This is a genomic window from Qipengyuania gelatinilytica (genome assembly GCF_019711315.1).
Lineage (GTDB): Bacteria > Pseudomonadota > Alphaproteobacteria > Sphingomonadales > Sphingomonadaceae > Qipengyuania > Qipengyuania gelatinilytica.
This window is the reverse complement of sequence record NZ_CP081294.1, coordinates 824,268-848,005: the sequence shown is the minus strand read 5'-3', so window position 1 is coordinate 848,005 and position 23,738 is coordinate 824,268. Positions and strand designations below refer to the sequence as shown.

The 23,738-nt window shown below is 63.3% G+C and carries 28 protein-coding genes; 8 read left to right on the top strand and 20 right to left on the bottom strand.

Going from position 1 to position 23,738, the window contains the following annotated elements; translation table 11 throughout:
* Positions 1-24: 24 nt before the first annotated feature.
* The 7 genes from K3136_RS04265 to hisG form a co-directional block, all read right to left on the bottom strand.
* A complete protein-coding gene (locus K3136_RS04265; RefSeq protein ID WP_221431661.1) occupies positions 25-915 on the bottom strand; it encodes an acyl-CoA thioesterase in 891 nt (296 codons plus the stop codon).
* Between the two features lie 93 nt (positions 916-1,008).
* Complete coding sequence (locus tag K3136_RS04260) at positions 1,009-3,165, bottom strand: sodium-translocating pyrophosphatase (protein ID WP_221431660.1); 2,157 nt, start codon at positions 3,163-3,165, stop codon at positions 1,009-1,011.
* Between the two features lie 147 nt (positions 3,166-3,312).
* Entirely contained in the window at positions 3,313-4,176 is an 864-nt protein-coding gene (gene thiL, locus K3136_RS04255) for a thiamine-phosphate kinase (RefSeq protein WP_221431659.1), read from the bottom strand.
* On the bottom strand, positions 4,173-4,676 hold the full coding sequence (locus tag K3136_RS04250) for a hypothetical protein (protein ID WP_221431658.1): 504 nt from the start codon (positions 4,674-4,676) through the stop codon (positions 4,173-4,175). Before K3136_RS04250 ends, thiL begins: the two co-directional genes overlap by 4 nt.
* Positions 4,673-5,137, bottom strand: coding sequence for a transcription antitermination factor NusB (gene nusB, locus K3136_RS04245; RefSeq protein WP_221431657.1), 465 nt, complete (start codon positions 5,135-5,137; stop codon positions 4,673-4,675). The genes K3136_RS04250 and nusB overlap by 4 nt, the downstream gene beginning before the upstream one ends.
* Positions 5,134-6,423, bottom strand: a complete 1,290-nt coding sequence (gene hisD, locus K3136_RS04240; protein WP_221431656.1) for a histidinol dehydrogenase — start codon at positions 6,421-6,423, stop codon at positions 5,134-5,136. The genes nusB and hisD overlap by 4 nt, the downstream gene beginning before the upstream one ends.
* Complete coding sequence (gene hisG, locus K3136_RS04235; RefSeq protein ID WP_221431655.1) at positions 6,423-7,076, bottom strand: ATP phosphoribosyltransferase; 654 nt, start codon at positions 7,074-7,076, stop codon at positions 6,423-6,425. Before hisG ends, hisD begins: the two co-directional genes overlap by 1 nt.
* A 44-nt stretch (positions 7,077-7,120) precedes the next feature.
* Here hisG and K3136_RS04230 point away from each other — a divergent pair, with 44 nt between their 5' ends.
* Complete coding sequence (locus K3136_RS04230) at positions 7,121-8,188, top strand: DUF2332 domain-containing protein (RefSeq protein WP_221431654.1); 1,068 nt, start codon at positions 7,121-7,123, stop codon at positions 8,186-8,188.
* Here the strand turns inward: K3136_RS04230 and K3136_RS04225 are convergent.
* The 4 genes from K3136_RS04225 to K3136_RS04210 are packed head-to-tail and all read right to left on the bottom strand — an operon-like array spanning position 8,185 to position 11,086.
* Positions 8,185-9,081 carry an alpha/beta fold hydrolase gene (locus K3136_RS04225; protein ID WP_221431653.1) on the bottom strand — a complete coding sequence of 299 codons (897 nt, stop codon included), beginning with the start codon at positions 9,079-9,081 and terminating at the stop codon, positions 8,185-8,187. The two genes, K3136_RS04230 and K3136_RS04225, sit on opposite strands and share 4 nt — an antisense overlap.
* Entirely contained in the window at positions 9,081-9,896 is an 816-nt protein-coding gene (locus K3136_RS04220; RefSeq protein WP_221431652.1) for an SDR family NAD(P)-dependent oxidoreductase, read from the bottom strand. Before K3136_RS04220 ends, K3136_RS04225 begins: the two co-directional genes overlap by 1 nt.
* Before the next feature lie 10 nt (positions 9,897-9,906).
* The gene (locus tag K3136_RS04215; protein WP_221431651.1) at positions 9,907-10,797 is read right to left on the bottom strand and encodes a pirin family protein; all 891 of its coding nucleotides are present in this window, start codon (positions 10,795-10,797) and stop codon (positions 9,907-9,909) included.
* 16 nt (positions 10,798-10,813) lie between these two features.
* Positions 10,814-11,086 (bottom strand): BolA family protein, encoded by a 273-nt coding sequence (locus K3136_RS04210; protein WP_221431650.1) that lies wholly within the window; start codon positions 11,084-11,086, stop codon positions 10,814-10,816.
* Positions 11,087-11,145: 59 nt separating this feature from the next.
* Between K3136_RS04210 and K3136_RS04205 the strand changes: the two genes are divergently transcribed.
* Positions 11,146-11,739 carry a J domain-containing protein gene (locus K3136_RS04205; RefSeq protein WP_221431649.1) on the top strand — a complete coding sequence of 198 codons (594 nt, stop codon included), beginning with the start codon at positions 11,146-11,148 and terminating at the stop codon, positions 11,737-11,739.
* Positions 11,740-11,779: 40 nt separating this feature from the next.
* Here the strand turns inward: K3136_RS04205 and K3136_RS04200 are convergent, their stop codons facing one another.
* Genes K3136_RS04200 through K3136_RS04190 form a run of 3 tightly spaced genes read right to left on the bottom strand, consistent with a single transcriptional unit; the run spans position 11,780 to position 13,681 of the window.
* A complete protein-coding gene (locus K3136_RS04200) occupies positions 11,780-12,424 on the bottom strand; it encodes a glutathione S-transferase family protein (protein ID WP_221431648.1) in 645 nt (214 codons plus the stop codon).
* Positions 12,424-12,783: a DUF1428 domain-containing protein gene (locus tag K3136_RS04195; RefSeq protein WP_221431647.1), complete on the bottom strand. Its 360-nt coding sequence runs from the start codon at positions 12,781-12,783 to the stop codon at positions 12,424-12,426. The genes K3136_RS04200 and K3136_RS04195 overlap by 1 nt, the downstream gene beginning before the upstream one ends.
* Positions 12,784-12,835: 52 nt before the next feature.
* A complete protein-coding gene (locus K3136_RS04190; protein WP_221431646.1) occupies positions 12,836-13,681 on the bottom strand; it encodes an oxygenase MpaB family protein in 846 nt (281 codons plus the stop codon).
* 87 nt (positions 13,682-13,768) lie between these two features.
* On the opposite strand from K3136_RS04190, the gene K3136_RS04185 reads away from it, so the two are divergent.
* From K3136_RS04185 to K3136_RS04175, 3 genes are all read left to right on the top strand, one after another.
* Positions 13,769-14,443, top strand: coding sequence for a cupin domain-containing protein (locus K3136_RS04185; RefSeq protein WP_221431645.1), 675 nt, complete (start codon positions 13,769-13,771; stop codon positions 14,441-14,443).
* Between the two features lie 65 nt (positions 14,444-14,508).
* Positions 14,509-15,501, top strand: a complete 993-nt coding sequence (gene cobS, locus K3136_RS04180) for a cobaltochelatase subunit CobS (protein ID WP_221431644.1) — start codon at positions 14,509-14,511, stop codon at positions 15,499-15,501.
* Between the two features lie 50 nt (positions 15,502-15,551).
* Positions 15,552-17,735, top strand: a complete 2,184-nt coding sequence (locus K3136_RS04175) for a transglycosylase domain-containing protein (protein WP_221431643.1) — start codon at positions 15,552-15,554, stop codon at positions 17,733-17,735.
* 3 nt (positions 17,736-17,738) lie between these two features.
* Here K3136_RS04175 and K3136_RS04170 read toward each other — a convergent pair whose 3' ends face one another.
* A complete protein-coding gene (locus K3136_RS04170; RefSeq protein ID WP_221431642.1) occupies positions 17,739-18,152 on the bottom strand; it encodes a PaaI family thioesterase in 414 nt (137 codons plus the stop codon).
* Positions 18,145-18,606, bottom strand: a complete 462-nt coding sequence (locus K3136_RS04165; protein ID WP_221431641.1) for a PaaI family thioesterase — start codon at positions 18,604-18,606, stop codon at positions 18,145-18,147. The genes K3136_RS04170 and K3136_RS04165 overlap by 8 nt, the downstream gene beginning before the upstream one ends.
* Before the next feature lie 134 nt (positions 18,607-18,740).
* Here K3136_RS04165 and K3136_RS04160 point away from each other — a divergent pair, with 134 nt between their 5' ends.
* From K3136_RS04160 to K3136_RS04150, 3 genes are read left to right on the top strand one after another with little or no spacing between them, the layout of a single operon-like run.
* On the top strand, positions 18,741-18,902 hold the full coding sequence (locus tag K3136_RS04160) for a hypothetical protein (RefSeq protein WP_221431640.1): 162 nt from the start codon (positions 18,741-18,743) through the stop codon (positions 18,900-18,902).
* A gap of 16 nt (positions 18,903-18,918) precedes the next feature.
* Positions 18,919-19,881 (top strand): hypothetical protein, encoded by a 963-nt coding sequence (locus K3136_RS04155; protein ID WP_221431639.1) that lies wholly within the window; start codon positions 18,919-18,921, stop codon positions 19,879-19,881.
* Entirely contained in the window at positions 19,869-20,780 is a 912-nt protein-coding gene (locus tag K3136_RS04150; protein ID WP_221431638.1) for a transposase, read from the top strand. The genes K3136_RS04155 and K3136_RS04150 overlap by 13 nt, the downstream gene beginning before the upstream one ends.
* On the opposite strand, the gene K3136_RS04145 is transcribed toward K3136_RS04150, so the two are convergent.
* The 4 genes from K3136_RS04145 to K3136_RS04130 are packed head-to-tail and all read right to left on the bottom strand — an operon-like array spanning position 20,765 to position 23,734.
* On the bottom strand, positions 20,765-20,905 hold the full coding sequence (locus tag K3136_RS04145; RefSeq protein WP_221431637.1) for a hypothetical protein: 141 nt from the start codon (positions 20,903-20,905) through the stop codon (positions 20,765-20,767). The genes K3136_RS04150 and K3136_RS04145 overlap by 16 nt on opposite strands.
* 18 nt (positions 20,906-20,923) lie before the next feature.
* Positions 20,924-21,409, bottom strand: a complete 486-nt coding sequence (gene ruvX, locus K3136_RS04140) for a Holliday junction resolvase RuvX (RefSeq protein ID WP_221431636.1) — start codon at positions 21,407-21,409, stop codon at positions 20,924-20,926.
* Entirely contained in the window at positions 21,388-22,629 is a 1,242-nt protein-coding gene (locus K3136_RS04135; RefSeq protein ID WP_221431635.1) for a DUF3089 domain-containing protein, read from the bottom strand. The genes ruvX and K3136_RS04135 overlap by 22 nt, the downstream gene beginning before the upstream one ends.
* Positions 22,619-23,734, bottom strand: a complete 1,116-nt coding sequence (locus tag K3136_RS04130) for an AI-2E family transporter (RefSeq protein WP_221431634.1) — start codon at positions 23,732-23,734, stop codon at positions 22,619-22,621. The genes K3136_RS04135 and K3136_RS04130 overlap by 11 nt, the downstream gene beginning before the upstream one ends.
* Between the last annotated feature and the right edge of the window lie 4 nt (positions 23,735-23,738).

Genomic DNA, 23,738 nt, shown 5'->3' with positions numbered 1-23,738 from the left:
CCCGGCCCAAATCCCGAGATATTTTTACCGGGCTTTGCGGACGACGCCTTCTTGCGCGACGCTGGCGACCAGTTCGCCTGCGCGGTTGAAGATGCGGCCGCGGTTGAAGCCCCTGCCAGCACCCGACCAGGGGCTGTCGGTCGCATAGAGCAGCCATTCGTCGGCGCGTGCCGGACGGTGGAACCACAATGCGTGGTCGAGGCTGGCACCCTTCAGTTCTCCGCGCGCCCAGCTCAGGCCATGCGGCAAGGCGCTAGTCCCCAAAAGCGTGAAGTCGCTTGCATAGGCGATCACCGCGCGGTGAAGCGCCGCATCGTCGGGTAGCGGGGCGGCCGTCCTGAACCAGCTGTGCGCATGCGGGGGTTTCTTGTCCGCGTTCATCCAGTGCAGCTTGCCGCTGGTGCGCATCTCGATCGGTCGCGGGCGGAGCATGAGATTGCGCTGCATCTCCGAGACCTCGTCCATCTCCTCGATGAACTTCTTGCGCATCTCCATGTCCGAAGGGAGGTCCTCGGGATCGGGTACGTGAGGCATGGGGCTGTCGTCATGCTCGAGCCCCTGCTCGGGCCGCTGGAAGCTGGCGGTGAGGTTCAGGATCGGCGTATCTTCCTGCCGCGCCACGACGCGCCGGTTGGCGAAGCTGCGACCGTCGAAATCCGAAGCTACGGAATAGTCGATATCGATCCCTTCGCGGCCACCGCGCAGGAAATAGGCGTGAAGCGAATGGGCTTCCATGCCCTCTGGCGCGCTCGCTTGGGCTGCCTGCAAAGCCTGCGCGATCACCTGTCCGCCGAAGACCCTGCCGATACCGCCGGGCTGCTGGTTGCCCTTGAAGGAGTTCTCACCATCGGGAGCGACGGTCAGGAGGCGAATGAGTCCGGCAACGAGCTGTTCGGGGGTCTTGGTGTCGTTCACGCGGTAGGCTCTGCGTTCCCTTTACGTGAGGGTCAAGAAAAAGGCGGCGACACCGAAGTGCCGCCGCCCTTTGTAGCTTTATGATCGAACGGATCAGCCAGCCGCGAGCGCTGCAAGCAGCAGCAGTGCGACGATATTGGTGATCTTGATCATCGGGTTCACGGCTGGGCCCGCGGTGTCCTTGTAGGGATCGCCCACGGTATCGCCGGTCACGGCAGCCTTGTGGGCTTCCGAGCCCTTGCCGCCGTGATTGCCGTCTTCGATGTACTTCTTCGCATTGTCCCATGCGCCGCCACCGGCGGTCATGGAGAGCGCGACGAAGATACCGCCGATGATCACGCCGAGCAGCAGTGCGCCGACCGCCGCAAAGGCGTTTTCCTGGCCTGCAAGGAACAGGATCGCGAAGTAGACCACGATCGGTGTGAGCAGCGGGAGCATCGAAGGCAGGATCATTTCCTTGATGGCAGCCTTGGTCACGAGGTCCACCGTCTTGGCGTAGTTCGGCTTGCTGGTGCCGGCCATGATGCCAGGATCGGCTGCGAACTGTTCACGCACATCGACGACAACGTCACCCGCGGCCCGGCCTACGGCGGTCATGCCCATCGCACCGAAGAGGTACGGGAGCAGCGCGCCGAGCAGCAGACCCACGATGACGTAGGGGTTCTCGAGGCTGAAATCGACGTCAGCATCCGGGAAAAGCTTCGCCAGGTCGGTTGTGTAGGCGGCGAACAGCACCAGCGCGCCGAGGCCCGCCGAACCGATAGCGTACCCCTTGGTCACCGCCTTGGTGGTGTTGCCCACGGCATCGAGCATGTCGGTCTTTTCGCGAACGCTGTCGTCGAGACCGGCCATTTCTGCGATACCGCCTGCGTTATCCGTCACCGGACCATAGGCATCGAGTGCCACGACCATGCCAGCCAGAGCCAGCATGGCGGTAGCGGCATAGGCGATACCCATGAGGCCAGCGAGCTGGAAGGTGGCGATAATGCCCGCAACGATCACGATCGTCGGAAGCGCAGTCGATTCAAGGCTGATGGCGAGGCCCTGGATCACGTTGGTGCCATGGCCCGTTTCCGAGCTCTTGGCGATCGAGCGCACCGGACGGTAGTTCGTGCCGGTGTAATACTCGGTGATCCAGATGATCAGGCCGGTAATCGCAAGACCGATCAGCGAACACCAGAACAGGTCCATACCGGTGAAGCTGACGACCTGCTCTGCCGTGCCTTCTTCGGCCAGCGGAGCGCCCGGGTCGACACCGGCAACCGCGCCACCGATTTCCGTGCCCATTCCGCCCAGCGCGTAGCTGATGACGAAATAGATCAGGGGAATGGCGAGGACGGCCGAGACGATGAAGCCCTTGTACATCGCGCCCATCACATTCGTGCTGCCCTTGCCGAGCTTCACGAAATAGGTCCCGATGATGCTGGTGACGATGCAAGCACCGCCGATCAGCAGCGGAAGCGACATCATCGGCATCAACAGGTCGCCGAGCACTTCGCTGAAGAGCAGCGCGGTCAGCACCATGGTGACACCGACGGTGACGACATAGGTCTCGAACAGGTCGGCAGCCATGCCGGCGCAGTCGCCCACGTTATCGCCCACGTTATCGGCAATGACGGCCGGGTTGCGCGGATCGTCTTCGGGGATGCCCGCCTCGACCTTGCCGACGAGGTCGGCGCCGACGTCTGCGGCCTTGGTAAAGATACCGCCGCCCAGACGCGCAAAGATCGAAATCAGCGACGCGCCGAAGGCAAGGCCGACGAGGCCGTAGACCACTTCGTCACTGTCCGGTGCGAAATTGGCGATTGCGGTCAGATACCAGAAGAACACGGCGATCGAGAGCAGGGCCAGGCCTGCCACGAGCATGCCGGTAATGGCGCCTGCGCGGAAAGCGAGGGTGAGGCCCTGCTGCAGCCCGCTTTGCGCAGCGGCAGCCGTCCGCACGTTCGAACGCACCGAGATGTTCATCCCGATGAAGCCCGCAACGCCTGACAGCACTGCACCGATGACGAAGCCGATGGCAGGCATCAGGCCCAGGAAAACGAACACCAGGATGGCGACGACGACGCCAACCATGCCGATGGTCGTGTACTGGCGCTTCAGATAGGCTTGTGCGCCTTCCTGGATAGCGGCGGCGATTTCCTGCATTTTCTCATTGCCGGCGCCCGAATTGAGCACCTGGCGGCTGGTGACGAAGCCGTAAATTACGGCAAGCAGTCCCAACCCTATGGATAGGATTACAAGGTCCACGAAAAACTCCCCTCCCGTTATATGTTTGATGCGCTCGGCATGGGAGATGCCGGCGCAACGTGGCGAAGAGGTATATAGGGCATGCAAGTGCTGGCAAGGGGGCAAAGGCGCACATTTCCGCGCTTTTCCCCCGAGCTGCGCGAAAGATTAGTGCGTGTAGCCGAGATTGCCTTCGGGACACTCGCCGTCGAGTATGACCGGATCGGCGCCCTTTGCCGTCACCTGACCGATGCGCGTCACCGGGAATTGCGCGTCGAGACCGGCAGGGCCGGTGCAGAGCAGGACATAGTCGTCACCCCAGCGCATGGCATCTTCCAGCCTGTCTTCCGGAGCCAGTGGAGCGACCAGGGTCCGCTCGATTGCAAGGGTCACACTGCTTGCGTTCGCAATGCGGGATGCATCGAGCAGCAGGCCATCGGAGATGTCCATCATCGCCGAAACATGAGGAGCAAGGTCGCGTCCCAGCGCAAGCTGCGGAACCGGGCGGCGATAGGCACTATCGTCATCATCCGTGTCGTCGCGCAACGCCTCGAAACCGAGCATGGCGAAGCCGATCCGTCCGCCGAGGTAGATTGCGTCACCCGGCCTTGCGCCATCGCGCGCCGGTACGGGACTATGGCAAGCGCGGCCGATTGCCGTGCAGCCCCATGCACGGGCGCCGTCGCCGCGCACCGTGTCACCCCCAAGCAGCAGGACATCGTAGGTTTCGAGTACCTCTTTCAAGCCGGCGACCAACCGGTGATCGTCGCTGCCGAGCATGTGCGAGATGAGAACGCCGACCGGCTCTGCGCCCTTGCCGGCGAGATCCGACAGGTTCACCGCCACCAGCTTCCAGGCGATATCGGCGGGGTCCTGCCCTTCGAGGACATGGACGCTTTCGACCATGGTGTCATGGGTCAGGACCAGCGTTTCGCTGCCGAATTCGATAACGGCCGCGTCATCGGCGAGCCCCCGGGCTTGAGGGGAGGTCGCGATCGCGCGCAGGGCAGATATGAATTCCGCTTCGTTCAATTTGTGGGGGGTGCGGATTGAAGCGACCGGAAAACAGCCAGGGCGCGGTCGAGCCGTGTCACCATGGCATCTTCCTCGTGGGGCCAATTCGCGATGCTTTCGCACTTTTCCGAACTTCGTACGGCCAGTGTCTCGCGCAGGTCGATCTGCATTTGGGAACCACGGATCGTCTCGCCATCCTGCAGGATACCGTCGCGGAGAAAAAATTCGTGACCGCTGGTGCCATCGCCCGGTTCGACGCAACTGCGTTTGATATAATAGAAGTAACGCCCGTCGCCCCGTGTCATCATTTCGATACTGAGCAGGTAATGCGAAAACTGCAGCATGCAGCTTTCGACAGTGCCTCCGGGATTTGGAAGGCGGCAACGGATTGCCACACCATCGACAGAGAAATCCAGCGCATTGGCCGGGGGAAGCGGTGGCGGAATGGCGCCCGCCGGAACAGGCGCGATCGCCATCGAGGTTACCGCCAAGCCTAACGCGGCGAGGCGTAGATTCACCGACCGGCTTCCTTGGCTACTGCGTCGAGAATTCCGTTCACGAATTTCGCCTCTCTGTCGTCGAAAAATGCTTTTGCAACATCGACATACTCGCTGATTGCGGCAGCTTTAGGGACATCGGCGCGGGCGAGCAGTTCGTAACTGCCTGCGCGCAGGATCTGCAGCATGGTCTTGTCGAGACGGGCCAGCGTCCAGCCCGAAGCGAGGCGGGCGGTCAGCAGTTCGTCGATCTCTTCGCGGCGGGCATCGACACCCTTCACGAGGTCATCGAAGAAATCGACGTCGGCATCGGCATATTCCTCGTCCTCGATCACCTTGCCGAGGCGGTGCTGGTGGAATTCGTTGAGCAGCTTGGCAGTGGCCGTGCCTTCCATCTGCTGCTGGTAGAGCGCCTGCACCGCGCCGAGGCGGGCTGCGCTGCGGGCCATTGCGCGGGGGTTGGAGCGGGGGCTGGTGTTCATGACAGTCTCTTGGAAATCGAAAGGGCGTGGGCGGGAAGGCCCTCGGCATCGGCGAGGCGTACGGCAGCCGGGCCGATGGCGGCCAGCGCGTCCGCAGACGCGCCGATGAAGCTGGTGCGCTTCATGAAGTCGAGCACCGACAGGCCGCTGGCAAATCGCGCGCGGCGACCGGTGGGAAGGACGTGGTTGGGTCCGGCGATATAGTCCCCGACCGCTTCAGGGGTCATCCGGCCGAGGAACACGCTACCGGCGTGACGAAGCTTTGCGAATATGGTTTCGGGATCGTCGGTGGCGATCTCCACATGCTCTGCGGCGAGGCGGTCCGACAGGGCAGGGGCCTCGTCGAGGCTGTCGACGATGACGACCAGTCCGTGATCGTCCCAGCTGGCCTTGGCGGTCTTTGCTGTCGGCAGCTTCATGAAGGCTAGATCGATGGCGTCGCTCACCTGTGCTGCGAAGCCGGCATCGTCGGTAATCAGGATCGACTGGCTGGTCGGATCATGTTCGGCCTGGCTGAGCAGGTCGGCGGCAATCCATTCCGCATTATTGTCGCCGTCCGCGATGACGAGGATTTCGCTCGGCCCTGCGACCATGTCGATGCCGACGACGCCGTATAGCTGGCGCTTCGCTTCCGCGACCCATGCGTTGCCCGGGCCGGTGACCACATCGACCCGCTTGATCCGTTCCGTCCCATAGGCGAGCGCGGCCACCGCCTGTGCGCCGCCGACGCGGTAGATTTCGTCGACGCCCGCGATATGCGCAGCGGCGAGGACAAGATCGTTCATCTCGCCCTTCGGGGTAGGCGTCGTGACGACGAGCCGATCCACGCCTGCCACCTTTGCCGGAATGGCATTCATCAGCAGCGAGGAGGGATAGGCCGCCCTGCCACCGGGCACGTAGAGGCCGGCTGCTTCGACAGCGCCCCAGCGCGCGCCGAGGCGCATGCCGATATCGTCGGTATAGTCGCGATCCTCGGGAAGCTGGCCTTCGTGATAGGCGCGGATGCGCGCGGCAGCCGTTTCCAGCGCCTCGCGCAGCTCTGCATCGAGCCTGTCGTAAGCCGCCTTGCAGGCCTCTTTCGAAATCGACCAGTCGTCGTCGGTAGACAGGTTATGCTGGTCGAAGCGCTTGGTGTATTCCACCAGCGCCTTGTCGCCGCGCTCGCGCACTTCGTTGAGAATGCCCGCGACATCGCGCCCGACCTGCATGTCGCTTTCGCGGCGGTCGCGCACGACACGTTCAAACTTCGCTTCGAAGCCGGCGTCGCTGGTACGCAGCAGCTGCATCAGGCTGCTTTCCGGTTTTCGCTGTCGGCGCGGAAGGCTTCAACCAGCGCTGCGACACGCGGATCGGTCTTGAGCGCTGCGCGATTGACGATCAGCCGCGCCGTGATGTCGAGAATGTGGTCGGTCTCGACCAGCCCGTTCTCCTTGAGTGTGCGGCCACTGGAGACAAGATCGACGATCCGGCCTGCAAGGCCTAACTCGGGGGCGATTTCCATCGCGCCGTTCAGCTTTACGCATTCGGCCTGAATGCCCTGGCGCTCGAAATGGCGACGGGTGAGGTTGGGATACTTGGTCGCAACGCGCAGGTGGCTTGCGCCATTGGTCGCGCTCGCGCCCTTGGGTTCGGCCACGGCGAGGTGGCAGTGCCCGATGTCGAGATCGACGGGGGCGTAGAGATCGGCGTAGTCGAACTCTTCGATCACATCGCTGCCCACGATGCCCATCTGCGCCGCGCCATGGGCGACAAAGGTCGCCACGTCGAAAGCGCGCACGCGGATCAGCCGCATGTCGTCGCGCGTCGTCGCGAAGGTGAGCGAGCGGTTGGCCTTGTCGTGGAAGGCATCTTCCGGCACCACGCGGGCACGCTCCATGACGGGAAGCGCTTCATCGAGAATGCGCCCCTTGGGAATGGCGAAGGTCAGGCTGTTGGTCATTGCGGAGCGGCAAATAGGCACGCCAGGCGAAAAGGGCAACGAATATGGGCACCAGCGGAGTGATGGATATCGTTTCGGTCCCAGAAGCCATCGAATGGCAGGCCGAACATGCCGAAATGGCAGGCGCACCCGGAACCGCCCAGGTCGTCCGTGCGCTGCTGGCGCTTGAAACTAGCGATGCTGCGACGGCCAGACGGATCTTCGCGTGGCAGGGCCTGTCCTTGCGCGATGCCATGCCGCTGCGGATCGCGGGCGGGCTGCACAATCTCCTGCTGACCGGTGAGGAACCGCGGTTGGAGGATGTCTATGCTGGCCGCATGCCGGCTCAGGACCAGGTCGATGCGCTGGTACGCGAGATTGTCGAAACGCACGACTTCCAGCTCATGCCGTGGCTCGACGGGCCGCCGCAGACGAACGAGGCAGGGCGCTCGGCGAGCCTCGCCGCCGGTTTGTTGTGGCTTGCGGACAGGCGCACGACGGCGCAGTTCGAATGGCTGGAAATCGGGGCGAGTGCGGGCATCAACACCATGCTGGGGCGCTATCGCTACAATCTGGGCGGTGTGCCCGTCGGCCCGGCGACGAGCCGGATGCAGATCGAACCGGAATGGCGCGGCGGTCCTCCGCCTGCCAAAGAGATCGGCTTCGTGGATGCGCGCGGAAGCGACATTGCTCCGGTGGACCTGACCGACGAACGCCAGGCGCTGCGCCTGAAGAGCTATGTGTGGCCGGAAGCCACCGGCCGCATGGCGCGGATCGATGCCGCGATTGCCCTTGCAAAGCGAATGCCGCCCGAAATCGAGCGAATGGATGCGGGCGATTGGGTGGAACAGGAGCTGGCGCGCGATCAGGAGCACGGCGTTACCCGCGTGATCGCCCATTCGATCATGTGGCAATATCTTCCCGACTCCACGCAAGAGCGGATCAGGACTGCCCTTGCGGCGGCTGGTGAAGCTGCCACGCCAGAGCGCCCGCTTGCCCATCTCTCGCTGGAAACCAATCGGGAGACTTTCGCGCATGAATTGCGGGTGCGCTACTGGCCCGGCGGCGAAGAGGAAACGCATCTCGCGAACGCCCATCCGCATGGCGCGTGGGTGGAATGGCTGGGCGCTTAGCCCGTTCGCGCGAAGAATTCCTCCATCGTGGAATTGACCGCATCGGGCTTTTCCCAAGGGACGAAATGTCCGCACTCGGGCACTTCGACCAAGGTCAGGTCCTCGATGTGATCGGGCAGGGCGGCGGTGTTTTCCGGGGGTAGCGCGAGATCGTCCTGCGCCCAGATCACGAGCGTGGGAATGCCCAGCTTGGGGAAGGGCGGCGGTGCCCAGCCTTCGGGTATTTCGAAGGGCGCGTCCATCGCCGGAATGTCGATCGGGCTTGCGCGGTACCAGTTGAGCATGGCGAAAGCGGCATCGCGGTCCTGCCAGTCCTTTAGCAATTGCTCGCGCTCTTCGGGCTCCATCTTGTCGGGGGCGTCCCAGCGGATTTCCTGTGCGAGAATGCCGTAAAGCCCTTGCTCGCGGACGAGCTCGTCATTCGCGCTATCGCGGAAACCGCGCATGTACTGGCTCGCCTCGCGCTGGACGGGCGAGGTATAGAGCAGCTTCTGGAAAACCGCGTGATGCGGCGCGTTGGCGATTACCGCGCGGGGCACGCGGCCCATCTGCTCGCCCGCCATGGCAACGCCCCAGGCGATGGCTCCGCCCCAGTCATGGCCCACGACGGTAAAGTCTTTCACGCCGAGCGCGTCGGCCAGCAGGAAGATATCGCCCACCAGCTTGTCGGGCGTGTAATTGTCGACGCCTTCGGGCTTCGATGACCCGCGATAGCCGCGCTGGTCGGGCGCGATACAGCGGAAGCGATCGGAGAAATGGGCGATCTGGTGACGCCATGTTCGATGGCTTTCCGGAAATCCGTGAAGGAAGATCAGCGCGGGCGCATCGCGCGGTCCGACATCGACTGTGTCGAGTTCGATACCATTGGCGAGTGTGACGCGCGTCTGTTCCATCAATCTTCCGCCTGCATCTTTTCCATGTATCCGGCCGCGACCATGCCGGCGACCTGGTCGAATAGCTGGTCAGGCGTCCGTCGCATCTCACCCATCGCCTCTTCCATTCCGTCGGCCACGATGATTTCCCGCTGGTTGAGTTCGACGGCATCAATGATCCGTTTCGCCGCATCGTCGGGCCTGATGCCGTTGTCGATCACCTTGTCGCTGCGACCGCGCGGCGTGCCGTCGGCGGAAAGCGCGTTGCGGCTGACATCGGTGGCAACAGATCCGGGGCAGATGACATGCACGTCGATCCCGCTTTGCGACAGCTCACCGCGCAGGGCGTCGGCATAACCGATCATCCCGTGCTTTGCAGCGCAATAGGCAGTGCGCATCGGAACGCCGACCTTCCCCGCGATCGACGAGATGAAAAGCAGCTTCCCGCTGCCGCGCTGCGTCATGTGCGGCAGCAGCGCCTGCGTGGCGGCGATCTGCGCGGTGAGGTCGATGTCGATAATGTCGCGATAGACCTGCATGTCCGTATCGACCGCGGGGCTGCGCTGCGAAATGCCCGCATTGGCCACGAAGATATTGACCCCGTCCTTCCAGCTTGCGGCTTCCTCGGTGGCCTGCCGCATTGCCTCGTCGTCTCGCACATCGAAGGGGAGGGTTTTCGTTTCGGTTTCGAGGCGGTCGGCGACCGCGCTCAGCCTGCTTTCATCGCGGCCGGACAGGATGATGTTGGCGCCTCTCCTGGCCCATTCGCCTGCCAGCGCGGCGCCGATCCCGGAGGATGCGCCGGTGATCCATGCAGTCTTGCCTTCGAAACTCATGCTTGCTCCCTCACGGATAGGTAACGGTCTTCGGCTGGCCGTCGGGGAGCGGGATATATTCCTCGCTATCGCCCGGGACTTCGGGGAAACGTCCCTTCCGCCAGTCTTCCTTGGCCTGGTTGATGCGTTCGCGGCTGGAACTGACGAAATTCCACCAGGCATGGCGCGGTGTCTGGAATGCCTCGCCGCCCAGCAGCATCACCCGCGCGCCGGACTCGCTCTCGAGCGTCATGTCCCGGCCTGGCTGGAGGATGGCGAGTTCATAGGGCTTGAGCGGATGACCATCGATCACTGCCTCGCCGCCCACCAGCATGACCGCGCGCTCGTCGGCTTCTTCCTCGATCGGGATAGCGCCGCCTGCGCCAAGGACGATCTCGGCATAGATGGTGTCGGCATAGGTCGTGGTCGGCGCACGTTCGCCCCAGAGTTCGCCCATGATGACGATCGCCTTGGCGCGGCCATCCTCGATCAAGGGCAGGTCACTAACAGCCTCGAACGCCGGATCGATCTCTTCCTTGCCGTCGGGTAGGGCGAGCCATGTCTGCATGCCGTATAGCTTGGGGCCGGCCGTGCGCTCGGCTTCGGGAGATCGTTCGGAATGAACGATACCCTTGCCTGCCGTCATAAGGTTCACCTGACCGGGCCGGATGGTCGAGAAACTGCCCAGGCTGTCGCGGTGATCGATCGCGCCTTCGAACAGCCATGTGACCGTTGCGAGATTGATGTGCGGATGCGGTCGCACATCCATGCCGGTGCCAAGGTCGAGCTGTGCGGGGCCGAACTGGTCGACGAAAATGAAGGGACCGACCATGGTCCGCTTCTTGGACGGCAGCACGCGTCGGACCTCGAACTGCCCGAGATCATGCGTCGTCGGTGTCAGCGTGAGGTCGATCTGGCTCATGTCATGCCCCTTGTTCCTATGGTGTCGGTGCGGAAGCCTGTATGGCGAGGGCGTGGACGCGCTCTCCGGGAATGTCGCCCAGCGCCTTGTTGACCATGCGCTGGCGGTCGAGGCGCGATTTGTCGGCAAAGGCGGGCGCTTCGATCACCACGGTGAAATGCGATTCCCCGCTGCCGTCGTCGCCCGAATGGCCGGCATGTTTTGCGCTATCGTTGATGACTTCGAGCCGCGTCGGTGCAAAGGCCTCGGTCAGAAGGCGTTCCATCTCCTGTTGGACCGATCCCGACATACGCTCGAATCTCCTCTCGCCTCTTTCCATACAGGGTTTCACTCCCCATCCTAGAACGAATGCGCCAGTCAAAGTTTCACGGAAGATATGAAGACACCGGCAGGGTGTGCGACCACCCGGCCTGCAACGAGCCGGGCGAGTTCCGCGCGCCGGGCAGTGCGGGGCACGGTTTCGACGGGCCGGGAAGCTGGCGCTGGATGTGCCTCGATCATGTGCGCGAATTCAATGCCGGTTACGACTGGTTCGAAGGCATGAGCGCGGAGGAAATCTTCGACGCGCAAAGCCCTGCGAGCGGCTGGCGCACCGAAAGCCCGACATTCCGGCCCACCGCGGGCGTCGACGGTATGCCGCGCTGGGCGGATTACGACGATCCGCTAGATGCGATTTCCGCGCGGGCCAGCGGCATCAAGAGCCGCGCCCGGCGCGAGGCGGAATTGGCGATGGACGGCCGCTTCAGCCGCCAGGAGGCCGAGGCGCTGGAGGTCATGGGGCTGGGCAGCGACATCGACCGACGCAGGCTGAGGCGTCGTTATTCTGAGCTCGTGCGCCGCTACCATCCCGACCGCAACGGCGGGGATCGCCAGTACGAGAGCCGATTGAACCGCGTCGTCGAGGCCTACAACACGCTGCGAAGCTGCCGCGCAATTGCCTGATTAGTCAGCTTTTGCCAGCGCCGCGCGTCGATAAAGCGAGTTATGGTGAGCTCGTTTGTTCCTGCGCCTCGGCAATCAACTGCATGTCGATCGCTTTCGCTTCCTTGTAGGCCGGTCGTTCGCGAAAGCGTGCCGCATAGTCCTCGAAAACCTTGCGTTTCGGGATCGATCCGAATTGCAGCCCCCAGTCGACTTGGCTGCCGACATAGACATCGGCCATGGTGAAGCGGTCGCCGCAGACGTAGTCGCGGTCGGAAAGCAGCATGTCGAACGTGTCCATTGCGCGTTCGTAGCTGCCGAAACCGACCATGCCCTGCTTCTGCGGATCGTCAACGCCCCAGCCCATGCTCCGCGCGACCACGGCCTGCTCGACGGGGCCGGCGGCAAAGAAGAGGCGGCGAAAATAGGCGGCTTTTTCGTGCGTCTCTGGCAGCAGGCCGGCGTCGGGATGCATCTCCGCAAGATAGTGACAGATCGCAGCAGCCTCGGTCACGACATGGACGTGGTCGCCATGATGGTGGACCAGTGTCGGCACCTTGCCGAGCGGGTTCGCCTTGAGGAAAGCCTCGGATTTCGCCGCCCATTCCACCAGCTCGGTATCGTAGTCCGCCGCCACCTCATGCAGCGCCCAGCGCGCGATCTGGCCGCGGCTCATCGGATTGGTGAAGAAGGTGTATTCGGCCATCAGTCTCTCCCGCTTGTATAGAGGGGAGTGAAGCCGCCCCACATCATGCGCATGCCATCGAATGGCATCTCCGCCATTTCATTTTCCCAGAAGGGATCGTTTTCCATCTTCGAATGCGCCGCGTCGGCGGTCTCCTTGTCGGGCCAGATCATCCAGCTGAAGACGATTCTTTCGCCCGGCTCTGCCTTGGTCGCCATGCGGAAATCGGTGACCTTGCCGTCGGTGATGTCCTCTTCCCAGGCTTCGACGATCTCGGTCACGCCATATTCGCGGAACTTCGCGCCGGCCTTTTCCGCCGTCGCGCGATAGGCTTCCTTGTTGCCCTCGGGGACTGCGATGAGAAATCCTTGAACATACATGGCTGCTCTCCTCTCATTCGCGAGGCTAGCACCGAAGCAAGTGCGTTGCGCGTCAATTCTGGCGGAAAGCCCAGCGGAGCGTCTTGCCCATGCCCCATGTCGCCGCACGTGCGGGGATCGAGGCGAGGCCGGGTCGTTCGAGACCGAGCATCGAGCGGGCGAAAGGCGGGAGAAGGGCGACGGCCTCCGCGCCGAGCATCGCCTGCAGGGCGGGAGGTGCGCCTTGCGGGCGCTGGCTGAGGACGAGGTCCGCGATCTCGCGCGCTTGCGGCGATGTGGCGAGATCGCCGCGCAGCTCGCGGAAGATCGCTTCGGCCTCGCGCCGGTCGGTTGGGACCGGGTCTGCGCCCAGGGCATTGGCGATGACTGCGAACTGGCGATAATATTCGTCCTGCTCACTGCCCGGCATGTCGGGCCGGACATGACGCAGATAGGCGGCGAGGAAGCTGGTTGCCTCGGCAACATGGACCCAGGCAAGCGTGCGCGGATCGGTCGCGGAGTAATTCGATCCGTCAGGCAGTGTGCCCCCGACAGCTGCGTGAATCCGGTTCACGCGCTCGATCGCCTGCATCGCATCGTCGCGGTGGCCGAAGGAGGTGACCGCGATGAACCGCGCTGTCCTGCGCAGGCGCCCATGCATGTCGCTGCGGAAGTTCGAGTGGTCGAGCACGCCCTGCAGGGCATGCGGATGGAGCATCTGCAGCAGCAAGCCGCGGATGCCGCCGACCATCATCGCCACGATATCGGCATGGACCATCCGGATTGGCGTGTTCTTCTCGAACAGGGCCTCGTCCGAAACCGGCACCGGCTGTTCGCCGCCCTCGACATCGTTGAAGACGCCGCGAACCTTCTCGACGAGCTTGAGGCGAAGATATTCGCTGGGGGAGGGCGACGCCATGGCACCAATGTAGGAGGACCTTGCGCACTTGGCGAGGGGCTGTGTCGTTCCCATGTGGCCCCTGCAAATAATTTTCGGGAGCACGTGATGCGCGTCAATGCCGACTTTTCCGATCGGGCCATCGTTCACACAGACAGGCTCGAATGGCAGCCGTCGCCCATGATGGGTGTCGATCGCCGCATGCTCGACCGGATCGGCGGCGAGGTGGCCCGCGCGACCTCCATCGTCCGCTATGCCCCAGGCAGTGCCTTTTCGGAGCATACCCACAGCGGTGGAGAGGAATTCATTGTCCTTGAAGGTACATTCCAGGATGAGCACGGCGATTATCCGGCCGGGACCTATGTCCGCAATCCGCCGACCACGCACCATATCCCGCGAGCCGACGATGGTTGCACGATCTTCGTGAAACTCTGGCAGTTCGATCCGGAGGACCGCAACCAGTTCGACCTCGATATGGGTAAGGTTGCGCTCGAGCAGGTGAAGGAGGGCGTCTCTTCCGCGACCCTGCATGCCGATGAGCGGGAGGTTGTCGTGTTGCTCCGGCTCGATCCCGGCGCGCATCACTCGGTCGGGGATACCGGCGGCGCGGAACTGCTCGTTCTCGAAGGCGAGCTGAAAATAGCTGGCGAGGCAATGCAGCGCCATGACTGGCTACGTCTTCCCAAGGGGGATCGCGCCGACCTCCTTGCCGGTCCGCAAGGCGCCCGCATCTGGATGAAGACCGGCCACCTCGCCCATGTCCGGGAACCACAAGCGGCCTGAAATCGGTTTCTCATTGCAATGGGGCATTGCGAGCAGCGCGCGCCTGATCTAACCCGCCTCACGATATGAATGAGATGACCGACAAGACCTTCGAGCCTTCCGCCAAGACCGTGCTGCCCGCGCCCGACACCGAAGTCGATGTGCGCGAGACTTTCGGGATCGACCTCGACTGGAAGGTTCCGGCCTTCTCCAAGCCCGATTCCCGCACGCCCGACCTCGACGAAGCCTATGTGTTCCATCCGGACACGACGCTCGCGATCCTTGCCGGCTTTGCCCACGACCGCCGTGTGATGGTGCAGGGCTATCACGGCACGGGTAAGTCGACCCACATCGAACAAGTTGCCGCGCGCCTCAACTGGCCGTGTATCCGCATCAACCTCGATGCGCATATCAGCCGTATCGACCTCGTCGGCCGCGATGCCATCGTGCTGCGCGACGGCTTGCAGGTTACCGAATTTCGCGAAGGCCTGCTGCCCTGGGCGCTGCAGCACCCGGTCGCTCTCGTGTTCGACGAATATGATGCCGGTCGTCCGGACGTGATGTTCGTTATCCAGCGCGTGCTCGAACAGCAGGGCAAGCTGACCCTGCTCGACCAGAACCGCGTGATCCGTCCCGATCCCAACTTCCGCCTGTTCGCCACCGCGAACACGGTCGGCCTCGGCGATACAAGCGGGCTTTATCATGGCACGCAGGCGATCAACCAGGGCCAGATGGACCGCTGGAATATCGTCACCGCGCTCAACTACCTGCCGGCAGAGACTGAGCAGCAGATCGTCGAGGCGAAGAACCCGGACATCGATCCCAAGATCCTCGCCGACATGATCAAGGTCGCGGACCTGTCGCGCCAGGGCTTCATCAATGGCGATATCTCGACCGTGATGAGCCCGCGTACGGTCATCACCTGGGCGCAGAACTACGCCATCTTCAAGGATGTCGGCTTCGCCTTCCGCCTGTCGTTCCTCAACAAGTGCGACGAGGAAGAGCGCATGCTGGTGGCCGAATACTACCAGCGCGTTTTTGGTGAAGACCTGCCCGAAAGCGTTGTTGGCAAGAGTTAAGGTTGGAGGCTCTATGCATCGCTGTGTTATTTGTGTAGCACAGTAGGTCCATGGGGGTAATCGACTCAATTTTCCGCCGCAAAAGGCCCGAGCCGGAATTCACCGGCCATCGCGGTTATTACGCGACCCATGACGCCTTCGACGATGCGGACTGGGACAGGCGGCTCGACGATCTCGACCACGCGCTTGCTGCCGAGGAAAAGCGGCGACAGCGGTTCTGGCAGCGCGACTACTGGCGCGGCCGGCGCAAGCGCTGGTGGGCTGCGCGCATTGTTGCCGGTATGATCGGAATATTCATCCTGCTTGTCGCGTGGCTCGCCATCACGGCGCCGCTTGGCAAGTCGCTCGAACCGATTGCTCCGCCGCAAATCACGCTGCTCGCTGCCGATGGCACGCCCATAGCGCGCAACGGGGCGATTACCGACGAGCCTGTCGACGTCTCGAAGCTGCCGCCTCATGTCGTCGAGGCATTCCTCGCGATCGAGGACCGGCGCTTCTACAGCCATTGGGGCGTGGACCCGCGCGGTATTGCCCGCGCAGCCATTTCCGGCACGGGCGGTGGCAGCACGATCACCCAGCAGCTGGCGAAATTTACGTTCCTGACGCCGGAGCGCACCCTGACGCGAAAGGCGCGCGAGGCCTTGATCGCCTTCTGGCTGGAGGCATGGCTGACCAAGGACGAAATCCTCGAGCGCTACCTCTCGAACGCGTACTTCGGTGACAATGTCTACGGGCTGCGCGCGGCGAGCCTGCACTATTTTTACCGCAAGCCAGAGAACTTGAGGCCCAACCAGGCAGCCATGCTCGCCGGATTGCTCCAGGCGCCCAGTGCCTATGCGCCGACCCGCCATTACGATCGCGCCGCCAAGCGTATGGGATTGGTCGTCCAGTCGATGGTCGCAGCCGGTTACATAACCGAGGCCGAGGCCCGCGCCATGCGCCCGCCCGCGCTTGATGTGAGGATGAAGAGCGACATACCTACCGGCACCTATTTCGCCGACTGGGCGTTGCCCGAGGCGCGCGAAATGTCGGACAGCGGCTATGCGCGGCAGACGCTCACCACCACGCTCGATTCCAAGCTGCAGAATATCGCCCGCCGGGTAACCTCGCGTGCTCCGCTCGGCGATGCGCAGGTCGCGCTGGTCGCCATGCGAACCAATGGCGAAGTCGTGGCGATGATCGGCGGCAAGGATTACGAGAAATCGCCCTTCAATCGCGCAACGCAGGCCAAGCGCCAGCCCGGCTCCACCTTCAAGCTGTTCGTCTACCTTGCCGCATTGCGCGACGGATGGGAGATCGACGACCGGATCGACAATCGCCAAATTACCGAGGGTTCGTACCGTCCGGGAAATTCGGGCGGCCGCTATTCGGACAGCCTCACGCTGGAAGATGCCTTCGCCCAATCGAGCAATGTCGCGGCGGTGCGCCTTTTCGGCGAAGTGGGGAGCGAGAAGGTTATCGAGACCGCCCGCGACCTCGGGGTGACATCCGATCTCACCAAGGGCGATCCGAGCACGGCTCTGGGCACCTCGACGATGAGCTTGCTGGAACTCACCTCGGCTTACGCCGCCATTGCCGGCAACGCCTATCCCGTCGAACCCCATGCTTTCGCCCGTCCCGAGCGGGGATGGTTCGAAAATCTCGTCGATGGTCCCTCCAGCCTGTCCGGCGATACGCACCGCGAAATGGAGGCCCTGCTAAGGACCGCGATCAACAAAGGCACCGGCCGCGCGGCAACGCTGAGCGGGCCGAACTTCGGCAAGACCGGCACCACGCAGGACAATCGCGATGCGCTGTTCGTCGGCTATGCGGGCGATCTCGTGGTCGGCGTGTGGATCGGCAATGACGACAATTCGCCGCTCGACGGTATTTCCGGCGGCGGACTACCGGCGCGTATCTGGCGCGACTTCATGACGCAGGCGCTCGGCGTGTCGGCTGCTCCCAGCCAGCCCGGTCCGCGCGAGAACACCGATCCGGGCGGACCTGTCGAGCCGCTCGACGTTCCGGACCTGGAGGACATCCCGCTCGGCGATGGCAACAGCCGCCTACGCATCCGCGACGGCGAGGCCGTTTTCTCGACCGAGGTCGATGGCATCCCCATCGATATTACGATCACCGAAGGCGGTATAGGAATCGACGAGGCGGCTATTGAGGAAGCCCGGCGCCGGGCAGAGGAAGCTCGTTACGAGGCAGTCAGGGAAGAGCTGGAGCGCCGACGCGAACCAGCGCAGTAAAGCCTAATCCTTAGGGTCGGCGACCAGCACGTTCATCACGGCAGTAGCGATCGGTCGCGTTCGGTCGTCCTGCCATGCCTCGACCGTCAGATTGGCACTGCGACGGCCAAGCTTGGTCACACGTCCCTTGGCATAGCTGGTCCGGCTCTTGCCGGCGGACAGATACTGCACCGTGATATTGATCGGCTTGAGCAGTGCCTCGCGCCCGCGTTCGGCAAGCTCGGCCCTCAGGGCGGCATAGCCTGCCGTTTCGAGTAATCCGCCGGTGGCGCCGCCGTGATAGTGTTCGGGCCGGCCCTCGACAGCCTCTTCGAAGGCGACACACATCACCGGGACACCGTCTTCCGTGCCCGAAATCTCGATGCCGAGCGAGCGGGCATAGGGCGTCAGCGCGTCGGGATTGCCTCGATCACTCACCGGGCAGCTCCCGCTTGTCGGCCGACTGCCCGATTTTCATGAAAACCGCCTGGATATGGGCGACCGGGTCGCTCGCGTCGCCATCATGCGCAAGTCCGCGCACGAAGGCAGCAGAGCGGGTGACGCGATAGCATTGCGAGCGTCCGAATACCGGCGATCCCTCGCGCGCCGGGCGCACGTAATCGACGCGCAAGTCGAGCGTTGCGATCGGCTCGAACCGGTCCATCGCCTTCCAGATCGCGAGCCCGCTGGCCATGTCCATCAGGCTGAGGATCGGCCCGGAGGCGAGTACGCGCTGCCCGTCTTCACCCAGCAGGTCTTCGCGCCAGGGGAGCTCGAGTTCGACCCAGTCGTCGCCATGGTCGGAATAGCGCAGGCCAAGCCATCCGGAATGTCCGCGGCTGGTGAGGAACGGCGTCGCCGTCCTGGGATCGAAGGAGGGTTGATCGGTCATAGTGGAGAGCCGCCGATAGCGTCCGGTTCCCGACGATTACAATGTTTTAATTCGATCGCGTGGCAACAAGCCGCCAGCCTCCTTGCCGGAGCGTGACACCGGGTCGCGCCTCCCACAATCAGGAGGATTACCTAATGAACCTACCCAAGATCGATCTTTCGAGCCTGCCCGACCTCGACACTTTGACCGGCCTGTTCGGTACCTTGTCGGCGTCCGAAGGCCCGACCGTGGATGACCGCGTGGTCGTGATCATGACCTACATCTACGAAGTCGCTCCGCCCGAAGCGCTGCTGTGACCGGGAACGCGGAACGATGAGAATCGACCCGCAATTGCGCGCGCTGCGGAGCGACACTGCTCCGCAGCGCAAGGCGCAGATCGCGCTCGAAGCGGCGCGCGATGCGTGGGCCCATGGTCCGGCGCGCAGCGTGCTCGAGCAGCTGGAGAGCTATGGCCGCAAGGGCGATCTTGCTGATTATCCTGCGCTGTCCGGGCTCTTCGCAGAGCCCGGGACGGCGAGCGCATTGATCGAGGCCCTGATGGCTTCGCTGCTGGACGAGGTAAGGGCGCACCCGCTCGGGCAGGTCCCGCTGCGGCATCAGTACAAGGATGGCTTGTCGGTCCTGCAGATCGCCCAGCGCGGGCGCGCTGCCTTGTCGCTGATCACATACGAGGAAACGGAAGTCGATCCGACCTCGGTATGTTTTGCCGGAGGCGAGCGTCACGAGGCGGTCCTCGCAGGATCGGCGGACATCTGCGAGTTCGAGCTGCTTGCAGAAGCACCTGGACGCGCCTCCATCGATTGCCGCACCCGCCGCGCAGTGGCCGGCGAATACTTGCTCTGCGAGGGAGAAAAGCAAACCCGCCAGATCCGGCAGGTGCATGGCCGTTTCGTTGTCCTGCGGCTTTCTCGCACCGAAGAAATGCCGCCCGAAACGCGCCAGTACAGCCTTGCCGACGGGCGCCTGCTCCACCGTGCAAGCGGCTGCCGCGCGGAAAGCCAGCGCGAAATGGCGACGGCTCTTCTAGGCAGAATGGGCCGCAGCGATGTCGCCCCGCTTCTTGCGCGGCTTACCAGGGAAGGCAGCGATCACATCCGCTGGCAGACCCTGCGCGAATGCCTCGCTCTCGATACGGTCGAGGGCTTCGGCGCGCTTTCGGCCATTGCGCGCAATCCTGCCGATCCGCTCGCGACGCCTGCCGGTGCGCTGATGGCGCAGCTGGTCGAGGCGCACCCCCAACTCTCTCAAATCGAGGTTTCGCAATGCCCCGTATAATCCCTTCCGATGAAACCGCAGCGCATGGCCTGGAGGACTGCCTCGAAATGCTGGACGCGGTGCCCTTCGAACCGGAAGACGAAAGCAGCCTCGCCAACGGCGCCGTCGCGTTGAAGCGACTGGCCAACAATCGCGACTTCCTCAGTGACTTGCTGATCGAGCAATTGAAGGTCGGTCACAAGGATGGCGGGATCGAGAGTGCTTACGGCCCCCAGTCGATCGTGCTGTCGCGCATGCGAGGCCGCAGTTTCCTGCGCGCCAATATCTGGCCCAGCGAACAGGAAAGCTGTTTCCGGGCGAGCGGGGCGGACGCCTTTGTCTACGGCGTGCCGCATGACCACAATTTCAGCTTCCTAACCGCAGGCTATTTCGGGCCGGGCTACAGCAGCGATTACTATGAATATGACTACGAGAGTGTCGCCGGATATCGCGGCGAGGTGTGCGACCTGCGCTTTGTCGAACGCACGCAGCTGGAGGAGGGCAAGCTGATGCTCTACCGCGCCAATCTCGACATCCATTCGCAATTGCCGCCCGAAAGCATGTCGGTATCGCTCAATATCATGCACATCGACCCGGCACAGGCGTGGTCGGACCAGTACGGCTTCGATCTGGACAGCAATGCAGTGACCGGTGTGCTCAATCCAACGTCGACCGAGTGCTTCCTGCGCTGCGCGGTGGGTATGGGCGGCGAAGAGGCGCTGGACTTCGCCAAATGGGCAGGCCGTGAGCATCCGAGTGACCGGCTGCGGCTCGCCAGCTTCGAGGCGCGCAGCGGGCTGTTGTCCGGGTCCGAGCGCGATCAGCTCTGGCGCGAGGCCGAGCTATCGGGGAGTGTCATGCTGGCGAAAGAAGCGGCGGAAAAGCGCCGCAGGATTGAGCGCGCCTACCAGAGCGCGTAGATCGTCATCACGAGGAAAAGGACGATGAATGCCATGCCGAGCAGGCGGCCAAGTGCGTTGAATAGACCGCGCCGCCGCCTGCCGCGATTGGGCACGGCTTCGAATACGTCCAGAAAATCCAGCATTGATGCGACCCTTCCCCCTTAAAAACCACCTCCTGCGAGCGTATCGATTGCCCCCTGGAGGATGACCGCAGCCGCGTGGCTGTCGATCTTTTCGGCACGCTTGGCGCGGCTCATGTCCTGGCCGATCATCGCGCTCTCGGCGGAAGATGTCGACCAGCGTTCGTCCCACAAAAGGACCGGTAGTTCAAGCGCTTGGGCAAGGTTCCTGGCGTAAGCACGGCTCGCTTGGGCGCGAGGGCCTTCGCTGCCGTCCATATTGCGCGGCAGGCCGAGGACGAGGCCCTTGATGCCACGCTCGGTCACGATTTCCCGCAGTTTGCCGCAGTCCTTGGTGAACTTGCTGCGCGGGATAGTCTTGCCTGCGGTCGCAAAGCGCCAGCCTGCATCGCAGGTAGCGACGCCGATGGTCTTCGTCCCCAGGTCGAGCCCCAGCAGCGCGCCGCCATCGGGCAGCGCATCGCCATAATCGAGCGCGTTGTCGGTTACGACTGTGACGGCGCCCATGCGTCCACGCGCCTGAGCACGTCTTCCTGAAGGTTCTTCCAGAAAAGCGGGATATCGTAGACGTGATAGTTGCCGCCCGGCAGCACGCCTTGTCCGATATCGGGCCCGTCGCCGATGCGCAGGATGCCACTGGTATCGCAGCTTGCCGGGACAGCACCTGCAACGAGTTCGCCGGAGGACATATCCTCGCTCGGCTTGAGCGTGCCGAGATTGTCTGCGGCAGAGGCTGCGCCACCGGTCATGCCGGTGAGCGGATTGACGCACAATATCGTATCGTCCGAGCCGCGTGGTTTGCCGTCCATGCCGGGAAGGGCGCTGTAGCGCTTGAGGAGTTGGCCCGGATCGCCGTCATCGGTGAAGCTGATGAAGCTCACGATGCAGCGCGCCTGGTCCGGCGCGGCGCAGGCGGGCAGGGGATAGGACGGCAGGTCATGCTCGACCGAGATCGGCCAGCCGGGGGCATAGACGGCGGCGATGCGGCCTTCGACCGAGCTGCCGGGTACCTTTTCGCGCAAGAGGCGCAAGATATGGACCGAACCCTGGCTGTGCCCGGCAAGCACGATCGGTTTGTCCTCTCCGACGCTCTCGATGAAGAATTCGAAAGCCTTCTCGACATCGGCATAGGCCGCGTCGATGGCCATGGTCGCTTCTTCCCGGTCGGTCAGGAAGGCACCGACCGCCGCTTGCCGGTATTTCGGAGCCCAGATCTCGTCGGCCCGGTTGAAGGGGCTGGCAAGGCCGCGCAGGAAGAGACGGGCGAGACGATCGGTTTCCTCGTCATCGAGCGGTGCATTCCATTCGCCCAGCGCGCCCTTGGTGTAGCTTGTGGGCGGGACGAAGAAGACGGCGAAATCGGGCGTGGCCTGCGCATCGGCAGCTTCGCCCCTCTGCGATCCTGCGGTGTCTAGGGTGCCCGGAGCATCGAGGCTCTGTTCGGCAGCGGGACTGTCGGGCGAGGGGGTCTGCGCTGCCGGATCGGCGACGGGCTGTGCGACGGCGGGCTGGTAGCGGGACGGGTCGCTCGTGCCGATACCGGGCCGCGAATACCACATGGCAGGATCCTGGTAGGCATTGTCGGCCAGCGCTTGCTGCTCCACGAACTCGCCGCGCGGGACCATTGCGATTTCCGTCGCTTCGCGGGACCAGATCGAAAGCGCGATTACGCCCACGATCAGCGTCACGATGATAATGGCAACAAAGTAGAGAAACTTACGCGCCATTCTCGGCGGCCTCCTGTTTCCTTGCTTCCACGTCGTTCTGTTCGGCGCGGCGTTCCAGCGCGACCTTGATCATGGCGAGCAGCGGATCGGCGAGGAAAAGGCCGATGATGCCGAACAGGATACCCATGATCAGCTGCGTTGCCAGAACTAGCGCTGGTGCAAGATCGACCGTCTTCTTGGCGATCATCGGAATGACCACATATCCGTCGAAGTTCTGGACGATGAAATAGGCTATCAAGGTATAAAGGCCCATGTCCGTGCCACCGGAGAAGCCGACGAGCACCATCAATGCGCCCGAAATGATCGCGCCAAGGTTGGGGACGAAGGCCAGCAGGCCGGTCAGGATCGCGAGCAGCGCGGCCATGGGGACCGGATCGATCCCGAACAACTGCCCGCCGAACGCGAGCAGGATGTAGGTGAAGATGCCTTCGACCAGCATACCGACCAATCGGCCGGCCATGAGGCGCCGCAGGGTCTGCCCCATCCGGGCTGCGGTAACGTAGAAATCGTCGCGACGATTGCGCGGAAGCATCCAGGCGACGCCGCGCTCGTAGACGCTGGGATCGACCGCGACATAGATCCCGATGATCGCAATCAGTAGGATCGTGGTCAGCCCGCCAACTATGCCGCTTAGCGCGCGGGTGACGGTACTGATCCCGCTGCCGATACTGCCGGCATAGTTTTCAAGATGATCCTGCGAAATGTTGAAGCCCTGCGACCTCGCGTAGTCGAGGAGTCCGCCGATCTGACGTTCGATGATGGCGGGAAATTCGGCCGCTTCCTGCGAGATGGTCGAACCGGCGAAATAGACCAGCCAGGCGAAGAACAGGACCACGCCGATCAACACGATGGTGACGCGCCAGGTCCTTCCGATCGGCAGGACACGTCCGAGAAGCCGCGTACCGCCTTCGATCATCGATGCGAATACAAGCGCCCCGAAAATGACCAGCAACGGGCGCGCGATGTAGACGGCAAGAATACACAGGCCGATCACGCCAGCCCAGATCGCTGCCCGCTTGATCTCGGTAAGCATCAGCGGATCGCCGATACGCGATGGGCTTGTGCCGAGATCCTCGTTGGCGATATCGAGCTTGTCGTCGGCCATCTAA